This window comes from Streptomyces sp. ICN903 (assembly GCF_022015835.1).
Lineage (GTDB): Bacteria > Actinomycetota > Actinomycetes > Streptomycetales > Streptomycetaceae > Streptomyces > Streptomyces fenghuangensis.
On sequence record NZ_JAKMAY010000075.1, the window covers coordinates 1 to 21,468 of the forward strand.

At 67.5% G+C, this 21,468-nt stretch carries 24 protein-coding genes and 1 tRNA gene; 17 read left to right on the forward strand and 8 right to left on the reverse strand.

Annotated elements, in window-relative coordinates; translation table 11 throughout:
* Positions 1-152: 152 nt before the first annotated feature.
* The gene (locus tag L7D48_RS10445) at positions 153-1,253 is read left to right on the forward strand and encodes a hypothetical protein (protein ID WP_237878725.1); all 1,101 of its coding nucleotides are present in this window, start codon (positions 153-155) and stop codon (positions 1,251-1,253) included.
* Positions 1,254-1,296: 43 nt separating this feature from the next.
* On the opposite strand, the gene L7D48_RS29285 is transcribed toward L7D48_RS10445, so the two are convergent.
* Positions 1,297-2,292, reverse strand: a complete 996-nt coding sequence (locus tag L7D48_RS29285) for a helix-turn-helix transcriptional regulator (RefSeq protein ID WP_305853131.1) — start codon at positions 2,290-2,292, stop codon at positions 1,297-1,299.
* 116 nt (positions 2,293-2,408) lie between these two features.
* Positions 2,409-2,621 carry a hypothetical protein gene (locus tag L7D48_RS10460; protein ID WP_237878705.1) on the reverse strand — a complete coding sequence of 71 codons (213 nt, stop codon included), beginning with the start codon at positions 2,619-2,621 and terminating at the stop codon, positions 2,409-2,411.
* A 443-nt stretch (positions 2,622-3,064) separates the two neighbouring features.
* On the opposite strand from L7D48_RS10460, the gene L7D48_RS10465 reads away from it, so the two are divergent.
* The 5 genes from L7D48_RS10465 (at position 3,065) to L7D48_RS10485 (ending at position 10,749) form a co-directional block, all read left to right on the forward strand.
* A complete protein-coding gene (locus L7D48_RS10465) occupies positions 3,065-3,232 on the forward strand; it encodes a hypothetical protein (RefSeq protein ID WP_237878706.1) in 168 nt (55 codons plus the stop codon).
* A gap of 49 nt (positions 3,233-3,281) precedes the next feature.
* Positions 3,282-3,611: a hypothetical protein gene (locus L7D48_RS10470; RefSeq protein ID WP_237878707.1), complete on the forward strand. Its 330-nt coding sequence runs from the start codon at positions 3,282-3,284 to the stop codon at positions 3,609-3,611.
* 730 nt (positions 3,612-4,341) lie between these two features.
* Entirely contained in the window at positions 4,342-6,309 is a 1,968-nt protein-coding gene (locus tag L7D48_RS10475) for a class I SAM-dependent DNA methyltransferase (protein WP_237878708.1), read from the forward strand.
* Positions 6,306-7,598, forward strand: a complete 1,293-nt coding sequence (locus tag L7D48_RS10480; RefSeq protein ID WP_237878709.1) for a restriction endonuclease subunit S — start codon at positions 6,306-6,308, stop codon at positions 7,596-7,598. Before L7D48_RS10475 ends, L7D48_RS10480 begins: the two co-directional genes overlap by 4 nt.
* Positions 7,591-10,749 (forward strand): type I restriction endonuclease subunit R, encoded by a 3,159-nt coding sequence (locus L7D48_RS10485; RefSeq protein ID WP_237878710.1) that lies wholly within the window; start codon positions 7,591-7,593, stop codon positions 10,747-10,749. Before L7D48_RS10480 ends, L7D48_RS10485 begins: the two co-directional genes overlap by 8 nt.
* A 502-nt stretch (positions 10,750-11,251) precedes the next feature.
* Here L7D48_RS10485 and L7D48_RS10490 read toward each other — a convergent pair.
* The 4 genes from L7D48_RS10490 to L7D48_RS10505 form a co-directional block, all read right to left on the reverse strand.
* Positions 11,252-11,560 (reverse strand): hypothetical protein, encoded by a 309-nt coding sequence (locus tag L7D48_RS10490; protein WP_237878711.1) that lies wholly within the window; start codon positions 11,558-11,560, stop codon positions 11,252-11,254.
* Positions 11,557-11,868, reverse strand: coding sequence for a hypothetical protein (locus tag L7D48_RS10495; protein ID WP_237878712.1), 312 nt, complete (start codon positions 11,866-11,868; stop codon positions 11,557-11,559). Before L7D48_RS10495 ends, L7D48_RS10490 begins: the two co-directional genes overlap by 4 nt.
* A complete protein-coding gene (locus L7D48_RS10500) occupies positions 11,862-12,272 on the reverse strand; it encodes an ATP-binding protein (protein WP_237878713.1) in 411 nt (136 codons plus the stop codon). The genes L7D48_RS10495 and L7D48_RS10500 overlap by 7 nt, the downstream gene beginning before the upstream one ends.
* A gap of 64 nt (positions 12,273-12,336) precedes the next feature.
* Positions 12,337-12,744, reverse strand: a complete 408-nt coding sequence (locus tag L7D48_RS10505) for an NUDIX hydrolase (RefSeq protein WP_237878726.1) — start codon at positions 12,742-12,744, stop codon at positions 12,337-12,339.
* Between the two features lie 111 nt (positions 12,745-12,855).
* Here L7D48_RS10505 and L7D48_RS10510 point away from each other — a divergent pair, with 111 nt between their 5' ends.
* The 11 genes from L7D48_RS10510 (at position 12,856) to L7D48_RS10560 (ending at position 20,204) form a co-directional block, all read left to right on the forward strand.
* The gene (locus L7D48_RS10510) at positions 12,856-13,644 is read left to right on the forward strand and encodes a GntR family transcriptional regulator (protein ID WP_237878714.1); all 789 of its coding nucleotides are present in this window, start codon (positions 12,856-12,858) and stop codon (positions 13,642-13,644) included.
* Positions 13,645-13,849: 205 nt separating this feature from the next.
* The gene (locus tag L7D48_RS10515; protein ID WP_237878715.1) at positions 13,850-14,200 is read left to right on the forward strand and encodes a hypothetical protein; all 351 of its coding nucleotides are present in this window, start codon (positions 13,850-13,852) and stop codon (positions 14,198-14,200) included.
* A gap of 2 nt (positions 14,201-14,202) precedes the next feature.
* A complete protein-coding gene (locus tag L7D48_RS10520; protein WP_237878716.1) occupies positions 14,203-15,582 on the forward strand; it encodes an FtsK/SpoIIIE domain-containing protein in 1,380 nt (459 codons plus the stop codon).
* Positions 15,583-15,668: 86 nt separating this feature from the next.
* A complete protein-coding gene (locus tag L7D48_RS10525; RefSeq protein ID WP_237878717.1) occupies positions 15,669-16,316 on the forward strand; it encodes a DUF2637 domain-containing protein in 648 nt (215 codons plus the stop codon).
* A 15-nt stretch (positions 16,317-16,331) separates the two neighbouring features.
* Positions 16,332-16,508, forward strand: a complete 177-nt coding sequence (locus tag L7D48_RS10530; protein WP_237878718.1) for a hypothetical protein — start codon at positions 16,332-16,334, stop codon at positions 16,506-16,508.
* A 2-nt stretch (positions 16,509-16,510) separates the two neighbouring features.
* On the forward strand, positions 16,511-16,702 hold the full coding sequence (locus L7D48_RS10535; RefSeq protein WP_237878719.1) for a mobile element transfer protein: 192 nt from the start codon (positions 16,511-16,513) through the stop codon (positions 16,700-16,702).
* A gap of 12 nt (positions 16,703-16,714) precedes the next feature.
* Entirely contained in the window at positions 16,715-16,909 is a 195-nt protein-coding gene (locus L7D48_RS10540) for a hypothetical protein (protein ID WP_237878720.1), read from the forward strand.
* Between the two features lie 14 nt (positions 16,910-16,923).
* Positions 16,924-17,184, forward strand: a complete 261-nt coding sequence (locus L7D48_RS10545) for a SpdD protein (protein WP_237878721.1) — start codon at positions 16,924-16,926, stop codon at positions 17,182-17,184.
* Between the two features lie 139 nt (positions 17,185-17,323).
* Positions 17,324-18,664, forward strand: coding sequence for a replication initiator (locus L7D48_RS10550; protein WP_237878722.1), 1,341 nt, complete (start codon positions 17,324-17,326; stop codon positions 18,662-18,664).
* Positions 18,640-18,834: an AlpA family transcriptional regulator gene (locus tag L7D48_RS10555; RefSeq protein ID WP_031039432.1), complete on the forward strand. Its 195-nt coding sequence runs from the start codon at positions 18,640-18,642 to the stop codon at positions 18,832-18,834. Before L7D48_RS10550 ends, L7D48_RS10555 begins: the two co-directional genes overlap by 25 nt.
* Positions 18,831-20,204: a tyrosine-type recombinase/integrase gene (locus L7D48_RS10560; RefSeq protein WP_237878723.1), complete on the forward strand. Its 1,374-nt coding sequence runs from the start codon at positions 18,831-18,833 to the stop codon at positions 20,202-20,204. The genes L7D48_RS10555 and L7D48_RS10560 overlap by 4 nt, the downstream gene beginning before the upstream one ends.
* A 105-nt stretch (positions 20,205-20,309) precedes the next feature.
* Here the strand turns inward: L7D48_RS10560 and L7D48_RS10565 are convergent, their stop codons facing one another.
* Positions 20,310-20,903 (reverse strand): hypothetical protein, encoded by a 594-nt coding sequence (locus L7D48_RS10565; protein ID WP_237878724.1) that lies wholly within the window; start codon positions 20,901-20,903, stop codon positions 20,310-20,312.
* A gap of 409 nt (positions 20,904-21,312) precedes the next feature.
* Positions 21,313-21,384, reverse strand: a tRNA-Arg gene (locus L7D48_RS10570).
* Positions 21,385-21,468: the final 84 nt, after the last annotated feature.

Genomic DNA, 21,468 nt, shown 5'->3' on the forward strand with positions numbered 1-21,468 from the left:
CCCCTGCCCCGAGGAGCCCGCACACGATGTACGCACACCTCCCGGCCGCGTCCCCGCCCGTACCACCGTCCGCGCCGCGCGGGGCCGCCCGGCGGCGCATCGCTCCGCGCCGCGTACGGGCCCCGCTCGCCGTCCTCCTGCTCGCCCTGGGGATGCTCGGCACTGGCCTGGCGGCCCCCGCGTCGGCGGCCCGGAACGGACCGCAGGCCCGCGTCCCGGCCGGGGTCACCGCGGGCGTCGCCGTCTTCGACCGCGGCACCGGCGCCTTCACCGAGCGGATCAACGCGGACACGCGCTTCCGCGCCGCTTCGGTGATGAAACTGCTCATCGTGCTGGACCTGCTGTGGGACCGCGTCCCGGACACCCTCCCGGACGCCGACCGCGCCCGGCTGACGGCCATGCTGCGCAGCAGCGACGACTCCGCGGCGAGCCACTACTGGTCCACTCGGGGAGGTGCCGCGATCGTGAACCGGATGGTCTCCCGGCTCGCCCTCACCGGCACCGCCCCGCCGCCGTCCACCCACCCCGGCTACTGGGGCCACACCGCCACCACCGCCGCGGACACCGTACGGATCTACCGCCACATCCTCGATACCGCGCCCGCGGCCGTACGCGACTTCGTCATGGGCAACCTGCGGCAGGCCACCCGCTGCGCGAGCGACGGCTACGACCAGTACTCCGGCATCGCCTCCGCCTTCGAGCGGCCCTGGGCGGTCAAGCAGGGCTGGTCCGGCTTCGGCTCCGGCGGCTGCACCGCCGACACCCCGGCCACGGCGTCCGCCTCCGCCCTCTCCACGGCTTCCACGGCTTCCGCGGCATCCGCCGGGGAGTTGGACCTGGTGAGCGAGGCCCTGCACTCCACGGGCACGGTCGGCGGCGACGACCGAGCCATCGTGGCCGTCCTCACCCTCCACCCCGACGGCACCCCGTACGGCACCGCCTACTCCCGGCTCACCGAGCTGACCGGCTCGCTCGACGTCCCCGGAGCCCGGCGCCCGGCGGGCACCTGGGTCGGCACCTGGGGCTCCGGCGTCCGCGTGCGCACCGGGCCCACCACCGGCTCCTCCGTGGTGACCACCCTGCCGGCCGACGTCGACGTCCTGGTCGGCTGCCAGAAGCGCGGCCAGACGGTCTCCGTGCCGCCCTACACCAACGACTGGTGGGCCTACCTGCCCCAGTACGGCGGCTACATGACGAACATCTACGCCGCCACCCCGGACAACAGGATCCCCGGCGTCCCCGACTGCCCGTAGGCCGCGCGACCCGTGTCCGGGCGCCCGTCCGGGGGCGCCCGGCTCAGGGCACGGGCCCGTCCAGAAGGGCGGTGCCCAGCGGGGTGCGGCGGTGCAGCACCCGCATCCCGTCCCGCCGGGAGGCCACCAGCCCCGCGTCCCGCAGCACCGCCACGTGGTGGCTCACCGTCGACGGCGCCAGGCCCGTGAGGGACGCCAGGCCGGTGGTCGTCACCGGCTCCTCCAGCAACTCCAGCACCCGTGAGCGCGTACCGCCGATCAGCTGCGCCACCGGCGGCGCCGCCTCGTCCCGCCGCAGCCGGGTCAACCAGCCGGGCGCGGGGGAGAGCGGATGCACCAGGACCGGCGGCAGCGAGTCGTCCGCCAGCACCAGCGGGGTGCGGACGCAGAAGAAGCCGGGCATCAGCGTCAACGCCCTTCCCTCCAGACGCAGTTCGCGCTCCAGTGGATAAGGCGCCCGCAGCGCGCGCCCGCCGTACTCCCACCCCTCGGGCGCGGCGTAGCTCGCCAGCAGCGCCTCCGCGCCCCCCGCCAGGGCGGCCTCGCCCCGGCGGGCGCGGTCGGCCGCGGCCTGTGCCCGGACGGCCGCCAGATACGGGGCCACCGCCACGTCGTGGTAGCGGCGCAGGGCCTCGCCCAGCCAGCGCAGCGCCTCCGCCCCGCCCTCGGCCACCCACCGCACGCTCCGCGGCACCGGACCGCGCACGTAAACCCGCGCCAGCTCCTCGGCCAGCCGCCGCCGGGGCGTGGCCAGCACCCGCTCCAGGGCCGCGTCCAGGTCGTCCTCACCGCGGCCGGGGGTGAGGAAGTCGGGGAAGTACGGGGCCGGCGGGCACAGCCGCATCAGCTCCCGGACCACCGGGAGCATCCGGCGCCGCTCCAGCGCGGTGCGCACCTCCTGCCGCCAGGGGTCGAAGACGAGCGCGGCCTGCCGGTTCTGCAGCAGGTGCAGGCTCAGTACGGCCTCCCACAGCGGATCGGTCCGCCGCGCCACCCGCAACCGGGCCAACTCCCCGCTGTCGAAGCGCACATGCAACATGGGCACATCCCGTCGAGGCCGCGGCCCCGCCGGGCCGATTCCAGCGGGAACCTTCCCACCGCCGAACCGAGTTGAACGACCCCGCGCGACCGAGCCACCGCGTGCCCGCGATCGGATCAGTCGCCGTGGCACAGGCGGACGGGATCGATCAGCTGGACGGTGGGGTCGTCCTCGGCTTCAGTGGTCTCGGTGGCGGTGAACATGAAGCCGCCGCTCGCCCGCGTGACGGCGTCCGGGAGGAAAGTCTCTCCCCGGCGACGCTGGCCGGAGACCACGCCCAGGGCGGCGCGTGGGTTGGGCAGAGTGGCGAAGCGGGTCAGCTCAACCACCCGGAGTCGCGGTTGAAGACCGCGACGAGCCTGTCCATGATGCGCATTTGCATGTATAGGCGCACTTATTATAGCTCCGCTTATTCAACGTTCCGGTCCTCCTTCGCGTGCGTGCAGACGCCGCCGAACCGCCGGTACCCGGCTCAACAGCACCTACATCCCGGTTCGCCACCAGACGCGCCTCACGCAACCGATCGCGCAGGGCCCGCACCTCCCCGGCTCGCCTACCTGGCGACTACGGGTCCCGGGCTCGTCGGTCGACGAGCCCCCTGCCGCGTTCGCGCCCTGTGCGCAGGCGACAGCCGGAAGAAGCGGCAGCCACTCCGAGGGGATCGCTCCCTCGACCGGTCACACTCGTGCAGGGAACGATGGGCTCCGCCGAATGGGTTACCGCGCGGGCGGTGAGAGTTGTCTCAGGAACAGCGACCAGAGGAGAAGTACCCATGGGGAACGTCCACGTGCGCAAGGGAGAGCACCGGTACGCCTACCACACCGACCCCGACTGTCCCGCGCTGAACGGCAAACCGGAGACCTTCGTCGGGAAGGTGGAGATCCCCAAGGAGGATGCAGAGGCGCAGGGGCTCAAGCCCTGTCGGCAGTGCGAGCGGTAGCAAGCGTGGTCGTTCCGCGCAGGGCCGCGGCATCAATTCGAGGGGGAGCGTGGCGCTGAGGCGAAAAGGATCACGGCGCATCGTGGTCGACGGCACGGCCTACCGCTGGCGTCTGCGCGGGAGACCCACGTACGACCAGGGCATGTGCTGGTCCCCCTGCACCTACGCCGTCGAGGGGGCCGACCGGCCGGGTGCCGTGCTCGTCGTTACGACCGACCGGCCGCACACCGGCAACGGGGTCGGCGTGCCCGCCGACCCCGTGCTGCCCGGGGAGGTCGCGCATGCCGTCCGTACCGCCCTCGCGCGCGGCTGGAAGCCGGAGCGCCCCGGCTCTCCATTCCATCTGGACCGGTCGGACGGCTTCGTCCCGTGGGGCTGAGGGGCGGGTGATGTCCTGAGGCCACAGGTCCAAGCGCACATACGAAGACCCCGCACCCAGCGTCGCGGCTGGTGGCGGGGTCTGTCGGTACCTTCTGCGAGGTACCCCCGGCAGGATTCGAACCTGCGCACACGGCTCCGGAGGCCCCTTGAGCTCGCAGCAACGCCCCTGGTGACAGAGCTGAAACCACATACTTGACGACCTCGTGTCCACGGATGGTCCAGAATGTCGAGCCGTGCAGGGTAGCGACAGTGCGGCCTTGAAGAAGGGACAATCCCTCTGTTGCCCTCATGGCGGCATGGAGTGCATCAGCACCCGCCTGAGCAACGAGTGATGCGACCTCTTACCGGGGCGAATCAACAGCGGGCGCCGCGGGGTGGGCTGTTCGACTACTGTGTGGGTTTGGTGATGATGGTTCGGTGAGGTGGGAGCACATGGGGGACGTGGGGGCCTTGTCGCTTCAGGCCGTTGCCCGTGCACACGCGGAGGGCGGAGTTGGTTGGTGCCGGCAGTTGGTCTGCCGCGCTGGTACCTGCTGCAGAACGAGGTGCTAGGCGAGTACCGGCCCGAGTTTGATCTGCTTCGGGGCGTTCTTGATGCGGCCCACGTCAGAGTCACAACCAGTGCCCCCGACCACGCTACAACGATGTCACAGGGCACCCTAGACTCCAGCTGAGACCAGCCCGAGACCACCCCGACGCGCGGAACGAGACAAAGGTGTTCAGCCAAAGTGAGTAAGCTCGGAAGTTTTGTGTGGGGCATCGCCGACCTCCTGCGTGGGCCGTACAAGCCGCACCAGTACGGCGCCGTAATCCTGCCGATGACCATCCTGCGCCGCTTGGAGTGCGTGATGGAGCCGCATCGCGAGGCAATGGCGAAGACGGTCGCAGAGTATGACGATGACCTGCGGCGCAAGACGTTCGTTCGCCGAACAACGGGGCTGCCGTTCTATAACACCTCGGCGTTCACCCTCGAGAGAGCTCTCAAGGACCCTGACAACCTGGCCTCGAACCTCGTCGACTACATCAATGGGTTCTCGTCCGAGATCGACGTGTTCAAGCACTTTGAGTTTGAGAGGCAGATACACGATCTCGACAAAGCTGCTCGCCTGAACGTGGTCGTGCAGGCGTTCGCCAGGGTTGATCTGCACCCAGACGCCGTCGACAACGCCGGTATGGGCGATTTGTTCGAAAATCTCATTTACCGAGACTTCGAGGCCGCGAACGCCGAGGCAGGCGACTTTTACACCCCACGAGACGCGATCCGGCTCCTGGTCGACCTCGTCTTTGCTGAGGACACCGACGCCCTGCGAGCGCCAGGCACCCTGCGCTCGGTCTATGACCCCACGGCGGGCACTGGCGGAATGCTGTCCGTCGCAGAAGAGCACCTGCTCTCGCTCAACCCAAAAGCGAAGCTCGCCCTGTACGCCCAGGAAGTCAATCCGGCTTCGTACGCGGTTTGCAAGTCCGACTTGCTCATCAAAGGGCAGGACGTGTCGAACGTTCGACGCGGTGACACATTGGCCAGCGACTTGTTCGATGGGGAGACCTTCGACTACTGCCTGTCCAATCCGCCATACGGCGTCGACTGGAGGGCGTCAGAGAAGGCCGTGCGCGCCGAGCATCTGCTCGGTGACGAGGGGCGGTTTGGCGCTGGCCTGCCCGCTGTCGGTGACGGCGCGATGCTGTTCCTTCTTCACCTCATTTCAAAAATGCGCCCTGTGGACGCAAAGGGCAACGGCGGCCGTGCCGGCATCGTCCTGTCCGGCTCCCCGCTGTTCAACGGTGGTGCTGGCTCCGGTCCGTCGGACATTCGTGGGTACCTACTCGAGAAAGACCTCGTCGAGGCGATCATTGCTCTGCCGAACGACATGTTCTACAACACCGGCATTGTGACCTACCTGTGGATCCTGGACAACGCCAAGTCGCCTAAGCGCGAGGGCAGGGTGCAGCTCATCGACGCCACCAACATGGGGACGAAGATGCGTAAGAGCCTCGGCGCCAAGCGCGTAGAAATCTGCGAAGCTCAACGGGCCGAGATCGTCCAAACCTACGACAAATTCGTTGAGACACCCACGTCCAAGATCTTCGACAACCTCGACTTCGCCTACTGGTCTATCACTGTCGAGCGGCCGCTCCGCCTGAATTTTGCATGTACTCCCGAGCGCATCCAGGCGGCCGTTAAGGCTCTCCCTAACTTGCGTGGACTCGGCGAGACCCTGGATACCTTTGGCGAGGCTGTGTACCTCAATCGCGAGGACTTCTTGCACGACTTGGGTAAACACCTTGGTACCGCCGGGATCCGCCTCACGACGCCGCAGCGCAAAGCCCTGTGGCAGGCGCTGGGCGAGCGTGATGAGAATGCCGACATCTGCATCGTCCAGACAGGCAAGCTAAAGGGTTCTGCTGAGCCTGACCCCACCTTGCGCGACACAGAGGTGGTGCCGTTCGGGTGGGGTGGCCACAAAAAGAAACACGATGCCGTGCGCGAGACGATCGAAGCCTATTTCGCGAACGAGGTGGCCCCGCACGTACCCGATGCCTGGATCGACTACGACAAGACCAAAGTGGGCTACGAGATCCCCTTCACTAGGCACTTCTATACTTTTGTTCCCCCCCGCCCGCTGGCGGAGATCGATGCTGATCTCAACAAGGTCGTGGACGACATCCTGCACCTGCTGCGGGAGGTTGAGCGATGACTACTGCGGTGATGCACCCCGCGGTTCAGGCACGAGTCTCGAAGTGGCTCGGCGTCCTTCCCTCTGGCTGGTCCGGGGCGCGGCTCTGCCAGGTCGCCGAGGCGTGGACAAGTAACGTCGATAAGCACACCGTTGAGGGGCAACCGGAGGTGCGCCTGTGCAACTACACCGACGTCTACAAAAACGAGTCGATTACATCCGACCTCGACTTCATGGAGGCGACAGCCACTCCCGAGCAGATCGCACGTTTTCGTATTCGGCGTGGGGACACGATCATCACAAAGGACTCCGAGACTGCCGACGACATCGGCATCCCGGCCTATGTTGAGTACGAAGCCGATGACCTAATCTGCGGGTACCACTTGGCGATCGTGCGCCCCGATCCGCGGGCAATAGCGCCACGGTTCCTCTACTGGGTCATGGCATCGGGCGCTGTGCTCGGCCAGTGGAGGGTCCTTGCATCGGGCGTGACCCGTGTCGGACTCCGCAGCACGGACCTGACGAAAGCAACGATCCCGCTCCCGCCCGCCGGCGAGCAGCGAGCTATCGCTGACTTTCTGGACTCTGAGACAGCACAGATCGACGCCCTCATTGCCAAACAAAACGCACTTATCGACGTTCTACGTGAACGCCGATCCGCTGTGCGAGAGGCGTTTGCGCGTCATGCACTAGTTGGCAACCGTCTCAAGTGGCGGCTCTCAGAGGTGGATGAGCGAGCTGGGGATCGTGCGGACGCGTTGCCGCTCATGTCGGTCTCGATCGATTGGGGAGTTCGTCGCCGGGACGAGATCACCTCGGACCCGCCGCGAGCTGAGGACCTGAGCAAGTACAAAGTCTGTGCTGCTGGCGACATCGTGGTCAACAGGATGCGAGCATTTCAGGGAGCTTTGGGAGTGGCGCCCACAGCTGGGATTGTCAGCCCTGACTACGCCGTGCTTCGTGCCGCTGCGGGGACGAGTTCTGCATGGTTGTCCGAGGTGATGAGAACACGCACCTTCGTGGGTGAGATCGTTCTTCGGCTACGGGGTATCGGCACCACGGGCTCTGGCGCAGTACGCACGCCCAGGATCAACGTGAACGATCTCCTGGACATTCGTGTAGCTGAAACCTCGAATGGCGATCAGCTCAGCGAACTAGCTGACTATGGTAAACAGACAGCGAAGATCGACGCCCTGATCGCCAAGGTGCAGCAGCACATCGCGCTCGCGCAGGAGCGCCGTGCCGCGCTCATCACGGAGGCTGTCACTGGCCAGATCGACGTCGCCCGGGGGGTGCAGCCTGATGGCTAGCGATTTGAGTCGCGAGGAGCAGTTCGAGACCGAGATTTGCGAGTACCTTGCCGCACATGGGTGGCTGTATTCACCCAGCGACGCTGGCTATGACACCGAGAGGGCCCTCTTTCCGAAGGATGTGCTCGGCTGGCTCACGGACACACAACCCGAGCAGCTGGCGAAGGTCGTCAAAGCGGGGTCTGTGTCGGAGAGCAAGCAGCGTGAGCAAGTCCTCGACGCTATCACAAAGAGACTAGACGCCCCGATGAGCCATGGTGGTGGCATGCTAAATGTGCTGCGCCGCCCCGTGTCGCACGTTAACGCGACATTGCGTATGTGCCAGTTCAAGCCGGCCACGATGCTGAACCCCAAGACAGTCGAGGACTACGAAAAGGTCCGACTGCGGGTGATGCGGCAGGTTCACTTTTCGCCTGACAAAGGCGATAATCGGGCGATCGATCTCGTATTTTTCGTTAATGGTCTGCCAGTGGCGACGCTTGAGCTTAAAACCTACTTCAAGCAGGAAGTACACTCGGCGATTGACCAGTACAAACAGGACCGCTCCCCCAAGGGGCAACCGCTACTCGGCCATGGGAACCGTGCTCTGGTTCACTTCGCCGTCGACGACGACGAAGTATGGATGACCACGCGCCTTGCCGGAGCTAAGACGTTCTTTCTGCCGTTCAATCGTGGGACTGTCGATGGCGGGAAGGGCAATCCCCCGAATCCGAATGGCGAGGCGACAGCGTACCTCTGGGAGCGGGTGCTGCAGCGGGACTCGTGGCTGAACATCCTCGGTGCGCTGATGTTCACCCGTCACGAGGAGAAGGTTGATCCTATCAGCGGTAAGAAGTCAAAGAAATCCACGATCTTGTTCCCTCGTTTCCACCAATGGGAGGCGGTTACGTCCCTGGTGGAGGCTGCTCGCACTGAGGGGCCGGGTCACAAATACCTGATTCAGCACTCGGCGGGGTCGGGTAAGACAAATTCGATCGCATGGACTGCGCACCGATTGGCGCGTCTGCATAATTCGAACAACGCGAAAGTGTTCGACACCGTCTTGGTCCTCACCGACCGCACTGTGCTGGACGACCAGTTGCAGGAGGCGGTGCGGCAGGTCGACAACCAGCCGAACCTCGTCGTGACAATCGATGAGACGGAGACGCGGCGCGCAGGTGGGTCGAAGTCCAAAGCGTTGGCCGCCGCGCTGCAGGACAAGCGACTGATAGTCGTCGTGACGATTCAGACGTTCCCGTTTGTAATGAAGGAGTTGACGGAGAACAAAGCTCTGGCAGGGCACAGCTTCGCAATTATTGTCGACGAGGCGCACACTTCACAGTCGGGCGCGACCGCGACCGAGGTCCGAAAAGTGCTGTCGGCTGGCGGTGTAGAAGTCGAAGAGCCTGTCCCCGTGGACGGGGAGGATGTACTTAACGCAGAGATAGCACGGCAGACAGCTCAGCGTGCGAATCCGAAGAATATCTCTTACTTTGCTTTCACCGCGACTCCGAAGGACAAGACACTTCAGCTTTTCGGCCGTCGCGATGAAGATGGGTTGCCCCGAGCATTTCACGTCTACTCGATGCGGCAAGCGATCGAGGAGGAGTTCATCCTCGACGTGCTGCGTGGCTATCAGACTTACTCCACGGCGTTCGAGATCGAGACCAGCGCCAAGGGCGGCGTCATCGCCACCACACACAGCACCGACGAGGCCGCTGACGGTAACCTTGTGGAAGAGTCAGCGGCAGCCCGCGGCATCATGCGGTTCGTCAAGCTCCACCCGTCCAACATCGGACAGAAGGTGGAGATTATCGTGGAGCACTTTCGCGCGAACGTCGCCCATTTGCTAGAGGGGCATGCCAAGGCGATGGTCGTCACCGACTCGCGCATTGCGGCAGTGCGGTATAAGGCCGAGATCGACGCGTATGTCAAGAAAAAGGGATACGACCTGAGAACCTTGGTTGCGTTCTCCGGTACAGTCGACGACCCTGACTACGCCATCGAAAGGGCTACCGAGGCGTCGATGAACCCTGGGGCGCGGCGGGACTTGGCTGAAGAGTTCAAAGGCTCGGCTTACCGGGTCATGATCGTTGCGGACAAATTCCAAACAGGGTTCGACCAACCACTTCTCTGTGCGATGTACGTCGACAAGACCCTAGGTCGCATCGACGCCGTGCAGACCCTGTCCCGACTGAACCGCACATATCAGTCACCAGTCGGCGAGAAGAAGGAACGTACGTTCGTGCTGGATTTCGCCAACAAGCCGGCTGACATCCAGGCGTCGTTCGAGCCGTACTACAGGGAGGCGCGTATTGAGTCGACCACCGACCCGAACATCGTCCATGAGATCGCAGCCAAGCTCGCCGAAGCGGATATATACACCGACGACGACGTGGAGGCTTTCGCTCATGCCTGGTTCACGCGAGCCGGGCACGGTGCACTGTCGGCGACGATTCAGGGCCCCAAAGACCGGTTTGCCGCGCTTTACAAGTCGGCCAAAAAACGTGACGACAAGGCGGAGATCCTGCGCCTCGAGCTGTTCCGCAAGGATGTCGGCACCTTCGTGCGGCTGTACGACTTCATGTCTCAGATCGTCGACTACGAGAACACTGCACTTGAGAAGCTCTCTGTCTTCCTGCGCCAGTTCGCCCGCGTCATCATGACCGATCGCTTGACTTCGGTCGTCGACCTGTCCGACGTCACGCTCAAGCGCATAAAACATATTGATCGCGGCAAGTCCGACCTGTCGCTTGGAGCAGAGCGTACTTTGAAGCCGGCCTCCGAGGCAGGCTCGGGTAGCGCAAGCAGGGATCCGAAGCTGGTCGCCCTTGCCGAGGTTGTCTCGCGAATTAACTCTTTGTTCGCTGGCGAGTTCGAAGCGGGCAGTGTTGAGGGCTTCGTGAAGTCTGCCGCGAGCGAAGTAATTTCTGACCCCGAAGTCGCCGAAGAGATCGACGCTAACGAGCTCGACCAATTCCGCAAGTCGCCGACTCTGCCGACCAAGGTAATCGACGCCGTGCTCGACGTACCAGGCGTCATGGAAAAGATGGCAGGCCGTGTCGTGGGCGACGCCGACCTCGTTGACCTCATCGCCCAAGCCGCCTACCTGCTGCACAAGATCGGGCAGGATCAGCGGCAGAGTGACGGTGGCGAAGAATCCGATGCCTGAAGGCCATAAGGCGGCGGTGAGCTCGACTTACTCATGGGCGTTTGGGCGAGGTGTGACTGGTCTAGTCTTCAGTGCTTTTCCCTCTGAGTCCATGATGTCCCTGGAACTTTTGAGTTAGTTCGAGTCGGGAAGTCCATACTCCGGTAGGCCTGATGATTAAATAAGGTCGGCGTAGCGGGTTTGGGCTGGAGCTGCTTTGGCGCGAGGGATCATGGCCCCGTAAGCTTTCGGCGCGTCGGGCAGTCTGTGGACCTGCCCGGTAAAGCACGACGTTGGGGCCATGATCTTCGAGGCTCGCGCCAAAGTGGCTGCCTAAAGCCGTGGAGCCGACCGCCCCAGCCACGACGTACCCCTTCTCTGGCATCAGGCGGCTGATTGCTGAGAGCGCGGCCCGGGCGCCGGCCGGGCTGGAGCGGGGCGGAGACAGGAGCGCAGGCCCGGCCGGGGGCCGGGCCGCGCGCGGGGAGCGGAGCGAGCCGCCTTGAACTCGTAGAGAAGGTTGTTACTCAGTGGGCTGGTTGGGCTGTGTCCGGTCCCGGTTGGGCTGGCGTTGGCGGTCGTGCTCGATGGTGTAGGCGACCGTTTCGGCGCAGTGGATGACCATCTGGAGGCGGTTGAGGACGTCGCGGCGGGCGGCCTCGATGAGGTCTTGGTGCGTGGGGGTCGGCTCGGTGCTGGTGTGGGGTGTCCAGAAGCCGCGGTGGCTGTGGTCGGTGACGATGTCCTGGCAGGCGCGGACGACGGCGTTCAGGGCGGCGGTGATCTCGTAGCGGTACAGCTGCTCGTTCCGGGCGGCTCGGTCGTGGTTCATGGGCGGGGCCTTGTAGTGGGTCGGGCGGTGAGCAGGTAGCGGATGGCGTCGTCAAAGACGGTGTGGGTGTAGGGCGTGCCGGAGGCGAGGACGGCTAACGCGTGTTCGTGGGCCTGATGGTCGTGGAGCCAGGCCAGGAGGGGGCGGGCGGCCGGTGGGTCGAGCTGGTCGCTGATGTGGCGGGCCCGCAGGTGGAGCCAGCGCAGGGCGAGCCGCGGTGAGCCGGCTGCGTGGGCGCCGAGCCAGAACGTGCGGCCGTCATCGAGGGTGTGGGCGATCGCCTCGCACCAGTAGGAGCGGGTCAGCATGGCTGGGCTTCCCGTGCGGTCTGCTGCGGTGTAGAGGCGCGGAGGTGAGCGGTCACCGTGTGGCCGTGGCCGTCGTGGTGGATGTCCAGCGCTGCGGCGAGGACGGTGACGATGGCCAGTCCCCGGCCGTGGGTGGCCTCCTCGTCGGGGTGGGTGGTCTGCGGGTGTGTGGTGGTGGCGCCGGTGTCGGTGACGGTGAGCGTCACGGCTTCGGTGGTGCGGGTGATGGTGACGCGGAAGGCGGGCCCGGTGGTGTGGGTGACCGCGTTGGCGCCCAGCTCGGTGACGATCAGCGCCGCGTCGTCGGCGCATGGGCTGTCGTGGAGGATGTCGCGGGTCCAGCGGCGGGCGCGGCCGACCTCGGCCGGGAGTCTCGGGCAGGAGAGTTCCCAGACTCGCACCATACTCGTATACTCGTCCATACAAGTTCCTTCGTGCTGGTAGGCGGCCATGGGCAGTGGATTCGGGCTAGACGAGTTTCACGCCGTCATGCGCCCGGACGGCCGGCGGGGCTGCCGCATCCAAGGCGTCCAGGACGCGCACGGCGTATGCCTCGTCGGCGAGTTCGGTGACATCCTCGCGGGTGGCCCAGCGCAGCGCGCGAGTCTCGTCACCGGTGGTGGGAGTGCCGTCGATCGCCTCGCAGCGGAAGACGAGCGAGACGATCAGGCCGGTCATGTTCTTGTAGACGCCGGTCAGGGCCGCCGGAAGGGCGATCTTGATGCCGGTCTCTTCGAGGACCTCGCGCTGCAGGGCCTCGGGGATGGTCTCGCCCGGTTCGAGGACTCCGCCCGGCGGCTCCCAGTGCCCGTTGTCCCTGCGCTTGATCAGCAGGGCCCGGCCGCGGTCGTCAACGATGACTCCGGCGACGCTCACGGAGTGGGGGCGTTCGGCAGTACTCACGGTCCTCGGCTTCCTGAAGCTGACTAGGCTCTCCACCGTAGCAACGACACTCAGCCTCTCGTCTAGATATCCAAAGGAGTAAAGATGGCGGCCTCCCCCTCCGGCGCTCTCGGAGCGCTGGACCCGACCAGTGACCGCGCGGTGTTTAGGCAGATCGCCGACCAGATCCGCGAAGCCATCGACAAGGGCCGGTTCAAGGAGGGCGACAAGCTGCCGTCCGAGGCCGAACTGGTCGAGCATTACGGCGTCTCCCGGATGACGGTGCGCAACTCGCTGTCGATTCTCCAGACCGAGGGCCTGGTGGTCTCCGAGCACGGCAGGGGCGTCTACGTCCGGCCGCGTCCGCCGGTGCGGCGTCTGGCCTCGGACCGCTTCGCCCGGCGCCACCGGGAGCAGGGGAAGTCGGCGTTCATCGTGGAGGCGGAGGCGGCCGGGAGCAAGTCGGAGGTGGACAGCCTGGAGGTCGGGGAGGAGCGGCCCAGCCAGGACATCGCCGCGCGCCTGGGCTCGCCGCGCCGGGTGCTGGCCCGTCGTCGCCGGTATCTGCTGGACGGGCGGCCGGTGGAGTTCGCCACCTCCTACCTGCCGCTGGACCTGGCCCGCAACACCCCGATCGCCCAGCCCAACCCCGGGCCCGGTGGCATCTATGCCCGGCTGGAGGAGCTGGGGCACCGCCTGGACCACTTCGACGAGGAGATCAAGGCCCGGATGCCCACCCCGCAGGAGGTGCGGACGCTGCGGCTGGCCTCCGGCGTGCCGGTCATCCACCTGATCCGCACCGCCTACGACACCGAGGGCCGCGCGGTGGAGGTCTGCGACACGGTGATGGCCGCCGACGCCTACCTCCTGTCGTACCGGTTGCCGGCCACCTGACGGCCGGGGGTGGCGAGGTGCGGTGCGGCCCGGTGTGCGGCTGGTTTCGACTCGTACACACCCAGACGCATACTCGTATAGACGAGTGGGCAAGCTGTGTGGCACAGTGGTCCGCGTTCCGAACCGACTCGGGATCACGTCGACGCATCTCGTCTAGACGAGTAGGTGTCAGTGGTTCCGGTGCGATCCAAGGAGAGACAAGACGTTGCGCACCATCCGTGTGGAGACCTCGACCGCCACGATCCTGCTGACCGAAGCCCCTGAGCCCAAGGTCCGCGACCGGCAGACCGGCGAGGTGGCCAAGGACGCCGTGAGCGGCGAGACGCTGATGACGATCGGCGTCGTCTACATCGACGAGGGCGAGTCCGCGCTGATCCGGGTCACCGTGCCGGAAAGCGGCGTCGCCGAGGGCCTGACCCTGGGCGCTCCGGTGTCCCTGCCGGGCCTGGTCGCCAAGCCGTGGGAGAACGTCTTCAACGGCCAGCAGCGGCACGGCATCGCCTACCGGGCCGCCGCCGTCACCCCCGGTGCCGTCCCGGCCGCGGTGGGGGCCTGACCGTGTCCGACCTGATGACGTGGCTGGAGGTGGGCGGTCCCGTCGCCATAGCCGGTGGCGGGGCCGCCGCCTGGGCCAAGTCCCGGTACCCGGCGGCCTACTGGTCCACGATCGGGCTGCCGGTGTCGGTGGCCCGGCTGGTCACCTCGTACGGGGCGGTGATGGACTCCTGCGGGCTGACCGTGCCGCCCTCCCGGCTGCGGGCGCTGGCCACCTGGGCGACCAGCTCCCGGGAGGTCCGCCCGGTGCCACCGCGCCGGGGCCTGATCCGCCCCACCTCGACCGGCCTGCGCCTGCGGCTGCGGCTGGCGCCGGGGCAGGAACCGGCCGACGTGGCCGCCTCGGCCGAACGGCTCCGCCACGCCTGGGGCGTGCACGCCGTCTACGTGACGGAGGTCAAGCCGGGCACGGTCGAGCTGCGCTTGGTCGGCTTCGATGTGCTGGACCGGGTGCGGATGCCGCGCGGTGTCGAGAGCGGGTTCCTTCGGGTGCCGGTGGCGCTGCGGGAGGACGCGACCGCCTTCGTCCGCGACTACCGCGCCATCCCACACCAACTCACCCTCGGCGCCACGCTGTCGGGCAAGTCCATGTACCTGCGCAACCTCGTCGCCGGCCTGGCCCGACAGCCGGTCGCACTGGTCGGGATCGACTGCAAGCGCGGGGTGGAGCTGGCTCCGTTCGCCCCACGCCTGTCGGCGCTGGCCACCGAACCGGCGGAGGCGGCCGAGCTGCTGCCGGTGCTCGTCAAGGAGATGGAGGACCGATACGACCTGATCAAGGCCCGGCAGGGCATCGCCCCGGGCACCCCGGACGAGGAGATCACCTCCGACATCTGGGGCCTGCCGGACGACGAACGGCCCGTGCCGATCGTGCTGGTCGTCGACGAGGTGGCCGAACTCTTCCTGGTCGCCACGAAGAAGGACGAGGAGCGGCGGGACGCGATGGTCACCCAGCTCGTCCGGCTCGCCCAGCTCGGCCGGGCCGCCGGAATCTACCTGGAGGTGTGCGGGCAGCGCTTCGGCGCCGAGCTGGGCAAGGGCGCCACCATGCTCCGCGCCCAGCTCTCCGGCCGCGTCTGCCACCGGGTGAACGACGAGGCCTCGGCCAAGATGGCGCTCGGCGACATCGCCCCCGAAGCGGTGGAGGCAGCCTGCTCCATCGCCCCGGAACGGCCGGGCCTGGCCGTGGCCGGTGACACCTCCGGCGGCTGGTCCCGCATCCGCACCCCCTACCTGTCCCTCACCGACGCCGCCGCCGTCTGCCAGGACACCGCGCACCTCGCCCCCGACGTGCCCGCCCTCGACCCGTTCCGGCCGCACATTCCGCCGGCCCCGGCCGAGTATCCGGCTCCGCTGGTCACGCCTCGGCCCGTGACCGACTGAACCACCCCGCACCACCGGTCGGCGCGACCGCCCTCGCGCCACGTCCCTACCCCTCCCATGCCGAAAACCGAAAGGAGGTGCCACCCATGCGCCGCTACCTGGCCCGCGTCGACGCCGTGCTGGTCCAGGCCGTCATCGCCGGTGCCCTGTCCTTCGCGCACCTGCACGACCTGGCCGCAGCGGCCGGACAGCACGGCTGGAAAGCCTGGGCCTACCCGATCAGCGTCGACCTGCTGATGGTCGCGGCCTGGCGGCGCCTGCGCTCCGGCCACGCCACGACGGCCGGATGGTGCTGGTTCGTCATCGCCCTGGCCGCCTCGCTCGGCGCGAACGTCGCCACCGCCGGACTCCTCGACCTCACCAACGTGCCCGCCTGGCTGCGCATCCTCGTCGCCGGATGGCCCGCCGTCGCCTTCCTCGGCGGAACCCTCCTCGCCCACTCGCCAAGCGCTGCGGCGCCGGGTGAGCCGGACGAGGACGCCGCCGAGCTGCCCGCGGCCGCCGACGCTGCGCCGGAACCCACACCCGAACCGGCCCGGCCTGCCGCACCTGCCGCACCTGCCTCGGCGCTCCCGGCGGCACCCGCCATCCCGGCCGCCCTCGTCGAGCACGCCCGGAAGGTCGCCGACGCCCACCGCGCCCGGACCGGCACGCCCATCGACACCGACACCCTCCGCACCCGCCTCGGCGTCCCGCCCGCCCTGGCCGACCAGATCGCCGCCCAACTCACCTGACAAGGAGGGCTGCTCATGCGCCCGGTCATCCGCCTCGCCCTGGAGTGCTCCGCCCAACTCACCCGCCAAAACCGCCTCGACGAAGCCATGACTGTCGCCGAAGGAGCGTTCCGGCGGGCCACCGCAGACGAACACCCCGAGATCGAACAGTGGCTCATCGACCACACCAGCGACTTCACCGGAGAGGACTGACCGTGCCCGCGCACCGCCGCTTCCGCCGGGTCGTCCGCATCGGCCCCGTCCAGGTCGGCACGGCCTACGACGGCCAGGGCCGCGAGAAGCACACCGCCGCCTGCACCGCGCCGCGCTGTGGCTTCTCCGCCGACTACGACAGCCGCTCCGCCGCCGAGCTGGCCGCCCGTACCCACCGCTGTCCCGTCCGCTGACCGGAGGTTCCCGTGACCGTCTCCCTGCCCCTGGTGGCCGTCCTGGGCGTCATCGCCTGGGCCGCGATCAAGTTCCTCGGCATCCGCCTGTGGGTCGTCGTCGTGATCGCCCTCTTCGGTTTCTACCTCTCCCAGACCTTCCTCGCCCCCGCCATCGACACCGGCACCCGCACCGGGGTCGGGGTCGTCAACGGCACCACCGACTGACAAGGAGAACCGCTGTGTTCCTGCGCCCGCAGTTCCCCACCACACCGCACCTCCCGGCCGCCGCCGAGCACGGCCAGCCGCCGGCCTGCTCCTGCCACCCCGCTCCGGCTCAGCGTCCCGTGCTGCCTCCGGCCACGACCGGCGCGGTGGCCGCCGTGCTTGTCGGCGGCGTGGTGCTGACCGCGCTCCTGGCCGTCGTCGCCGTGACGGCCATATCGGTGGCCGTCGCGGCCCTCGTCCTGCGGTCCCTGCTCACCGGCGGGCACCGCCGCTGAACGGCCGGTCGGGGCGGCCTCGATACCGCCAAGCATCCCGCCGCCCCGACCGGCCTCAACCCCTCGTCCGACCCGCAAGCCAGACAAGGAGAAGCCCATCATCCCCCGCACCACCGCACCGCCGCCGAAAGAACTCGGCATGCTCGCCTCCTGGGGTAGCCTGCCCGGCCTCGTCCGGCAACTGACCGGGCTGGGCGGCTGCGCGCGCCCGATCCGGCTGTCCGGCTACCGCGCCGAACACGCCCTCAACACCACCACCGGTGAGATCGGCCCCGAACTGCACCGGCTGGACTCCACCGACCTCCCGGCCGGGCACCTGCTGGTGCGCTGCAACAACCGCCGCACCACCCGGTGCGCCACCTGCGCCGAGACCTACCGCCGCGACACCTACCAGCTCATCACCGCCGGACTGCGCGGCGGCAAGGGCACCCCCGAAGACGTCGCCGCGCACCCGCGCGTGTTCGCCACCTTCACCGCGCCGAGCTTCGGCCCGGTCCACAACCGCCCCGACTCCGGCCGCTGCCGCTGCGGCACCCGCCACCCGGCCGACGACCCGGCCCTCGGCACGCCGCTGGATCCGGACGCTTACGACTACGAAGCGGCCGTGCTGTGGAACGCGCACGCCGGTGTCATCTGGCGGCGCTTCTCCATCTACCTGCGCCGGGAGATCGCCAAGCGTGCCGGGCTCACCCAACGTGCCTTCCGCCAGTACGCGCGGGTGTCCTTCGCCAAGGTCGCCGAGTACCAGAAGCGCGGCGCGGTCCACTTCCACGCCGTGATCCGCCTCGACGGCCCGACTGGCGGCGACTCCCCGCCGCCGGCCTGGGCCAGCGCCGAGCTGCTGACCGACGCCATCCGTGCCGCCGCGTCCGCCGCCCGGATCACCGGCCCGACCCTCGACGGACGCGAGCACACCTTCGCCTTCGGCCGCCAGCTCGACGTCCGCCCGATCCGATCCGCCGACCTCGACGGCGGCACCGAGCTGACCGACCGGGCCGTCGCGGCCTACATCGCCAAGTACGCCACCAAGGGCGCCGAGACCGCCACCGGCACCCTCGACCGGCCGCTGAAGTTCCTCGCCGAGCTGGCCGGACTCGACCTCACCGACCACGCCCGGCGCATGATCCGCACCGCCTGGACCCTCGGCGCCCGCAAGGACCTGGAACACCTGCGGCTGCGGGCCTGGGCCCACATGCTCGGCTTCCGCGGCCACTTCTCCACCAAGACCCGCCGCTACTCCACCACCCTCGGCGCCCTCCGCACCGCCCGCGCCGAATGGCAACGCCTCCAAGCCGCCATCGCACGCGGCGAGACACCCCACGACCCGTCCGCCGAGCCGGAGGAAACCACGCTCGTCCTCGCCCACTGGGCCTTCGCCGGCACCGGCCTCACAGCGGGCGAGCAATGGCTGACCAACGCACTGACCGCCAACCCCAGCACGGAAGGAGAACCCACATGGACCGCCGCCGCGACGAACTGATGACCGTCCCGCAGATCCTCGCCGAACTCGGCGGAGTGTCCCGGCGCACCTTCTATCGGTGGCGCGAGCTGGGCCAGGGGCCCGCTGCCTTCAAGCTGCCCAACGGGGAGCTCCGGGTGTGGCGGAGTGACTTCACCACGTGGCTGCGGCAGTTGGAGGCGGCGGCGTGAAGTCTCTCGACGTGAAGGTCTGGAGCGTCCGTAAGCGGGACACCAAGACGCCCTCATACGGAGTCCGCTGGTCTGTTGAGGGCAACGTCTTCTCGGAGTCCTTCCGGACTAAGGCGCTTGCCGACCACTACCGCACGAAGCTCATGCGTGCGATGCGCGACGGCGAGGAGTTCGACACAGAGTCGGGCCTTCCGGCCTCGATGGAAGAGAAGAAGTCGGCCGTATCGTGGTACGCCTTCGCTCTCAGGTACCTCGCCATGAAGTGGCCCCATACCGCACCCAACACACGGGACGGCATCAACGAAGCCCTCACCAGCGTGACGCTGGAACTCCTCGACGAGCGCGCCGGACGGCCGTCCGACGAGGTGATCCGCAGAGCATTGCGTAACTGGGCCTTCGTGCTGCCGGGGCCCGATGACCGGGAAGTCCCGGAGGACGTGCGGAACGTTCTCCACTGGGTGTCCAAAGCGTCCCGGCCGCTCGCCGATCTTGCCGAACCGGCCACGGCTCGCGCGGTCCTCGATTCGCTGAAGCTCAAGCTCGACGGCACGGCGGCAGCGGCGGAGACGGTGCGGCGCAAGCGTCGGACGCTCGTCAATGCCGCGAATTACGCTGTCGACCTGGGGGAGCTGCGGGAGAACCCCATAACGGCTGTCCGCTGGCAGAAGCCGAAGGTGTCCAACCAGGTCGATCCGCGGGTCGTCGCTAACCCGGAGCAGGCGCGGAACCTCCTGGCGGCGGTTTCCTACGTGGGCGGGTATCGGCGTGCCCGTGGTCGCCGTCTCGTGGGTCTGTTCGCCGCCATGTACTTCGGCGGCCTCCGGCCGGCGGAAGCGGTCGGCCTCGCCGAGACGGACCTGAGCCTGCCCGAACACGGCTGGGGCTCGGCCCTGCTCCACCGAACTCGCCCGTCTGTCGGAAAGCAATGGACGGACTCGGGGGAGACCCACGACGACCGCGGGCTGAAGAACCGGCCGACCGAGGATGTCCGACGGGTGCCCATCCCGCCCCACCTCGTCGCGGTTCTCCGCGAGCACCTGGCCACCTTCGGCACAGCGGACGACGGGCGGTTGTTCTTCAGTGAGAAGGGCTCGGTCGTCCCGTCCTCGACCTACTACCGCGTGTGGCAGGAGGCCCGGCTCCTCGCGCTTCCGCCGGCAGTCGCAGCCTCGCCGCTCGCGAGTAGGCCTTACGACCTCCGGCACTCGGCGCTGTCGACGTGGCTCAATGCCGGGGTCGACCCGACCGAGGTCGCCGAACGCGCTGGCAATAGCGTTGAGGTCCTGCTGACCCGCTACGCCAAGTGCCTCGACGGACGGCAGGACGTTGCGAACCGGCGTATCGAGGACCTGCTCCGCGAGTACGAGTGAGACAACCTGCACCGATACCGAGGCCCCAGGCATACCGCCTGGGGCCTCCCTCGTTCCGGCCCTACCCGCGCCAATGCTTCGTTTCGTAACGGGCCGATAACAGCCCTACTGAGATTCCTCGGAACCGTCCTCGCTCACTCCAGCGACTCTGCCGCCGACGAACGCCACGCTCAGCGCGAGGGCGGCTACACCGGTGGCTGCCACCAGCTTCATCCCCGCCCCCTGGAACTGCTTGCTCTCGCTGTCCTTCTCGAATACCCGCCCCACGTTTCGTTCGAGGCGGTCGTGGAGGGACTCCCGCTGTGCCTCGCTGAGGTCGTCCCGAGCGAGGTCGGCCTGCAGAGCGTCCCGCTGGTCCTGTGCAGCCTTGTAGAAGTGGTTCTGACTGTTCTCGTTGGCTGCGAGAGTGGACCTGTGGGCCTCTGCGACTGCATCGATGTTGGCCTTGCCCAGGTCCTTGAATGCAGGGAACTGCTCGATGAGCTTGAGCCGCGCCTCGGTGGCCATCTCGGGCATCGCTGCCGCGAACTTGAGCACCTTGTCCTTGGACAGGTTCCGCCAGTTCGGGATACCCAACTTCCGCTTGACCGCTGATTCGTTCACGTCGCCCATCCCCTGACTCCACTCGTCGTCCCGTAAGGCATCCCGGATAGTAGCGGTGCCCATCGACAAGCCCCTCTTCCTCGGCCTGCTCGCCATGACTCTGTGAACGGTATTCGCGGCTCAGGTACACCCAATACGCGTCAGTCGACGGGACGACCGGACCAACGATTGGATGGGACGGTACGACGCAGGTCAGCCCGTCTCTGACTCCGGCCTCGTCGTTCGTCTAGATCCATGAGAGAACCCCTGGGTGCTGGCAGCACTCATGGGCGCCGTTGGTAGCCCCGGTGGCGCGACGACATGTACCTGGGGCAGGCGTCTGGCGTTAGCGCGAGCGTCGCCTTCTCTTAGACCTCACCTGCGGAGATGTTCCAAGATCCCGTCCACGCCTCGTCCACGGACCTCGACATACGCCCGCTCCGGGCTGCATCCGCCTGCACATACGCGAAGACCCCGGCCTCAGCGTTTCCGCTGGTGACGGGGTCTTTGGGCACCTCATACAGGGTACCCCCGGCAGGATTCGAACCTGCGCACACGGCTCCGGAGGCCGTTGCTCTATCCCCTGAGCTACGGGGGCCTGTCGTCGGCGGTCGGTTGATCGCTGCGACAGGTAGAACACTACCAGCTTCCCGGGGGTGGATCGGACAGGGTTTGCGGTTGC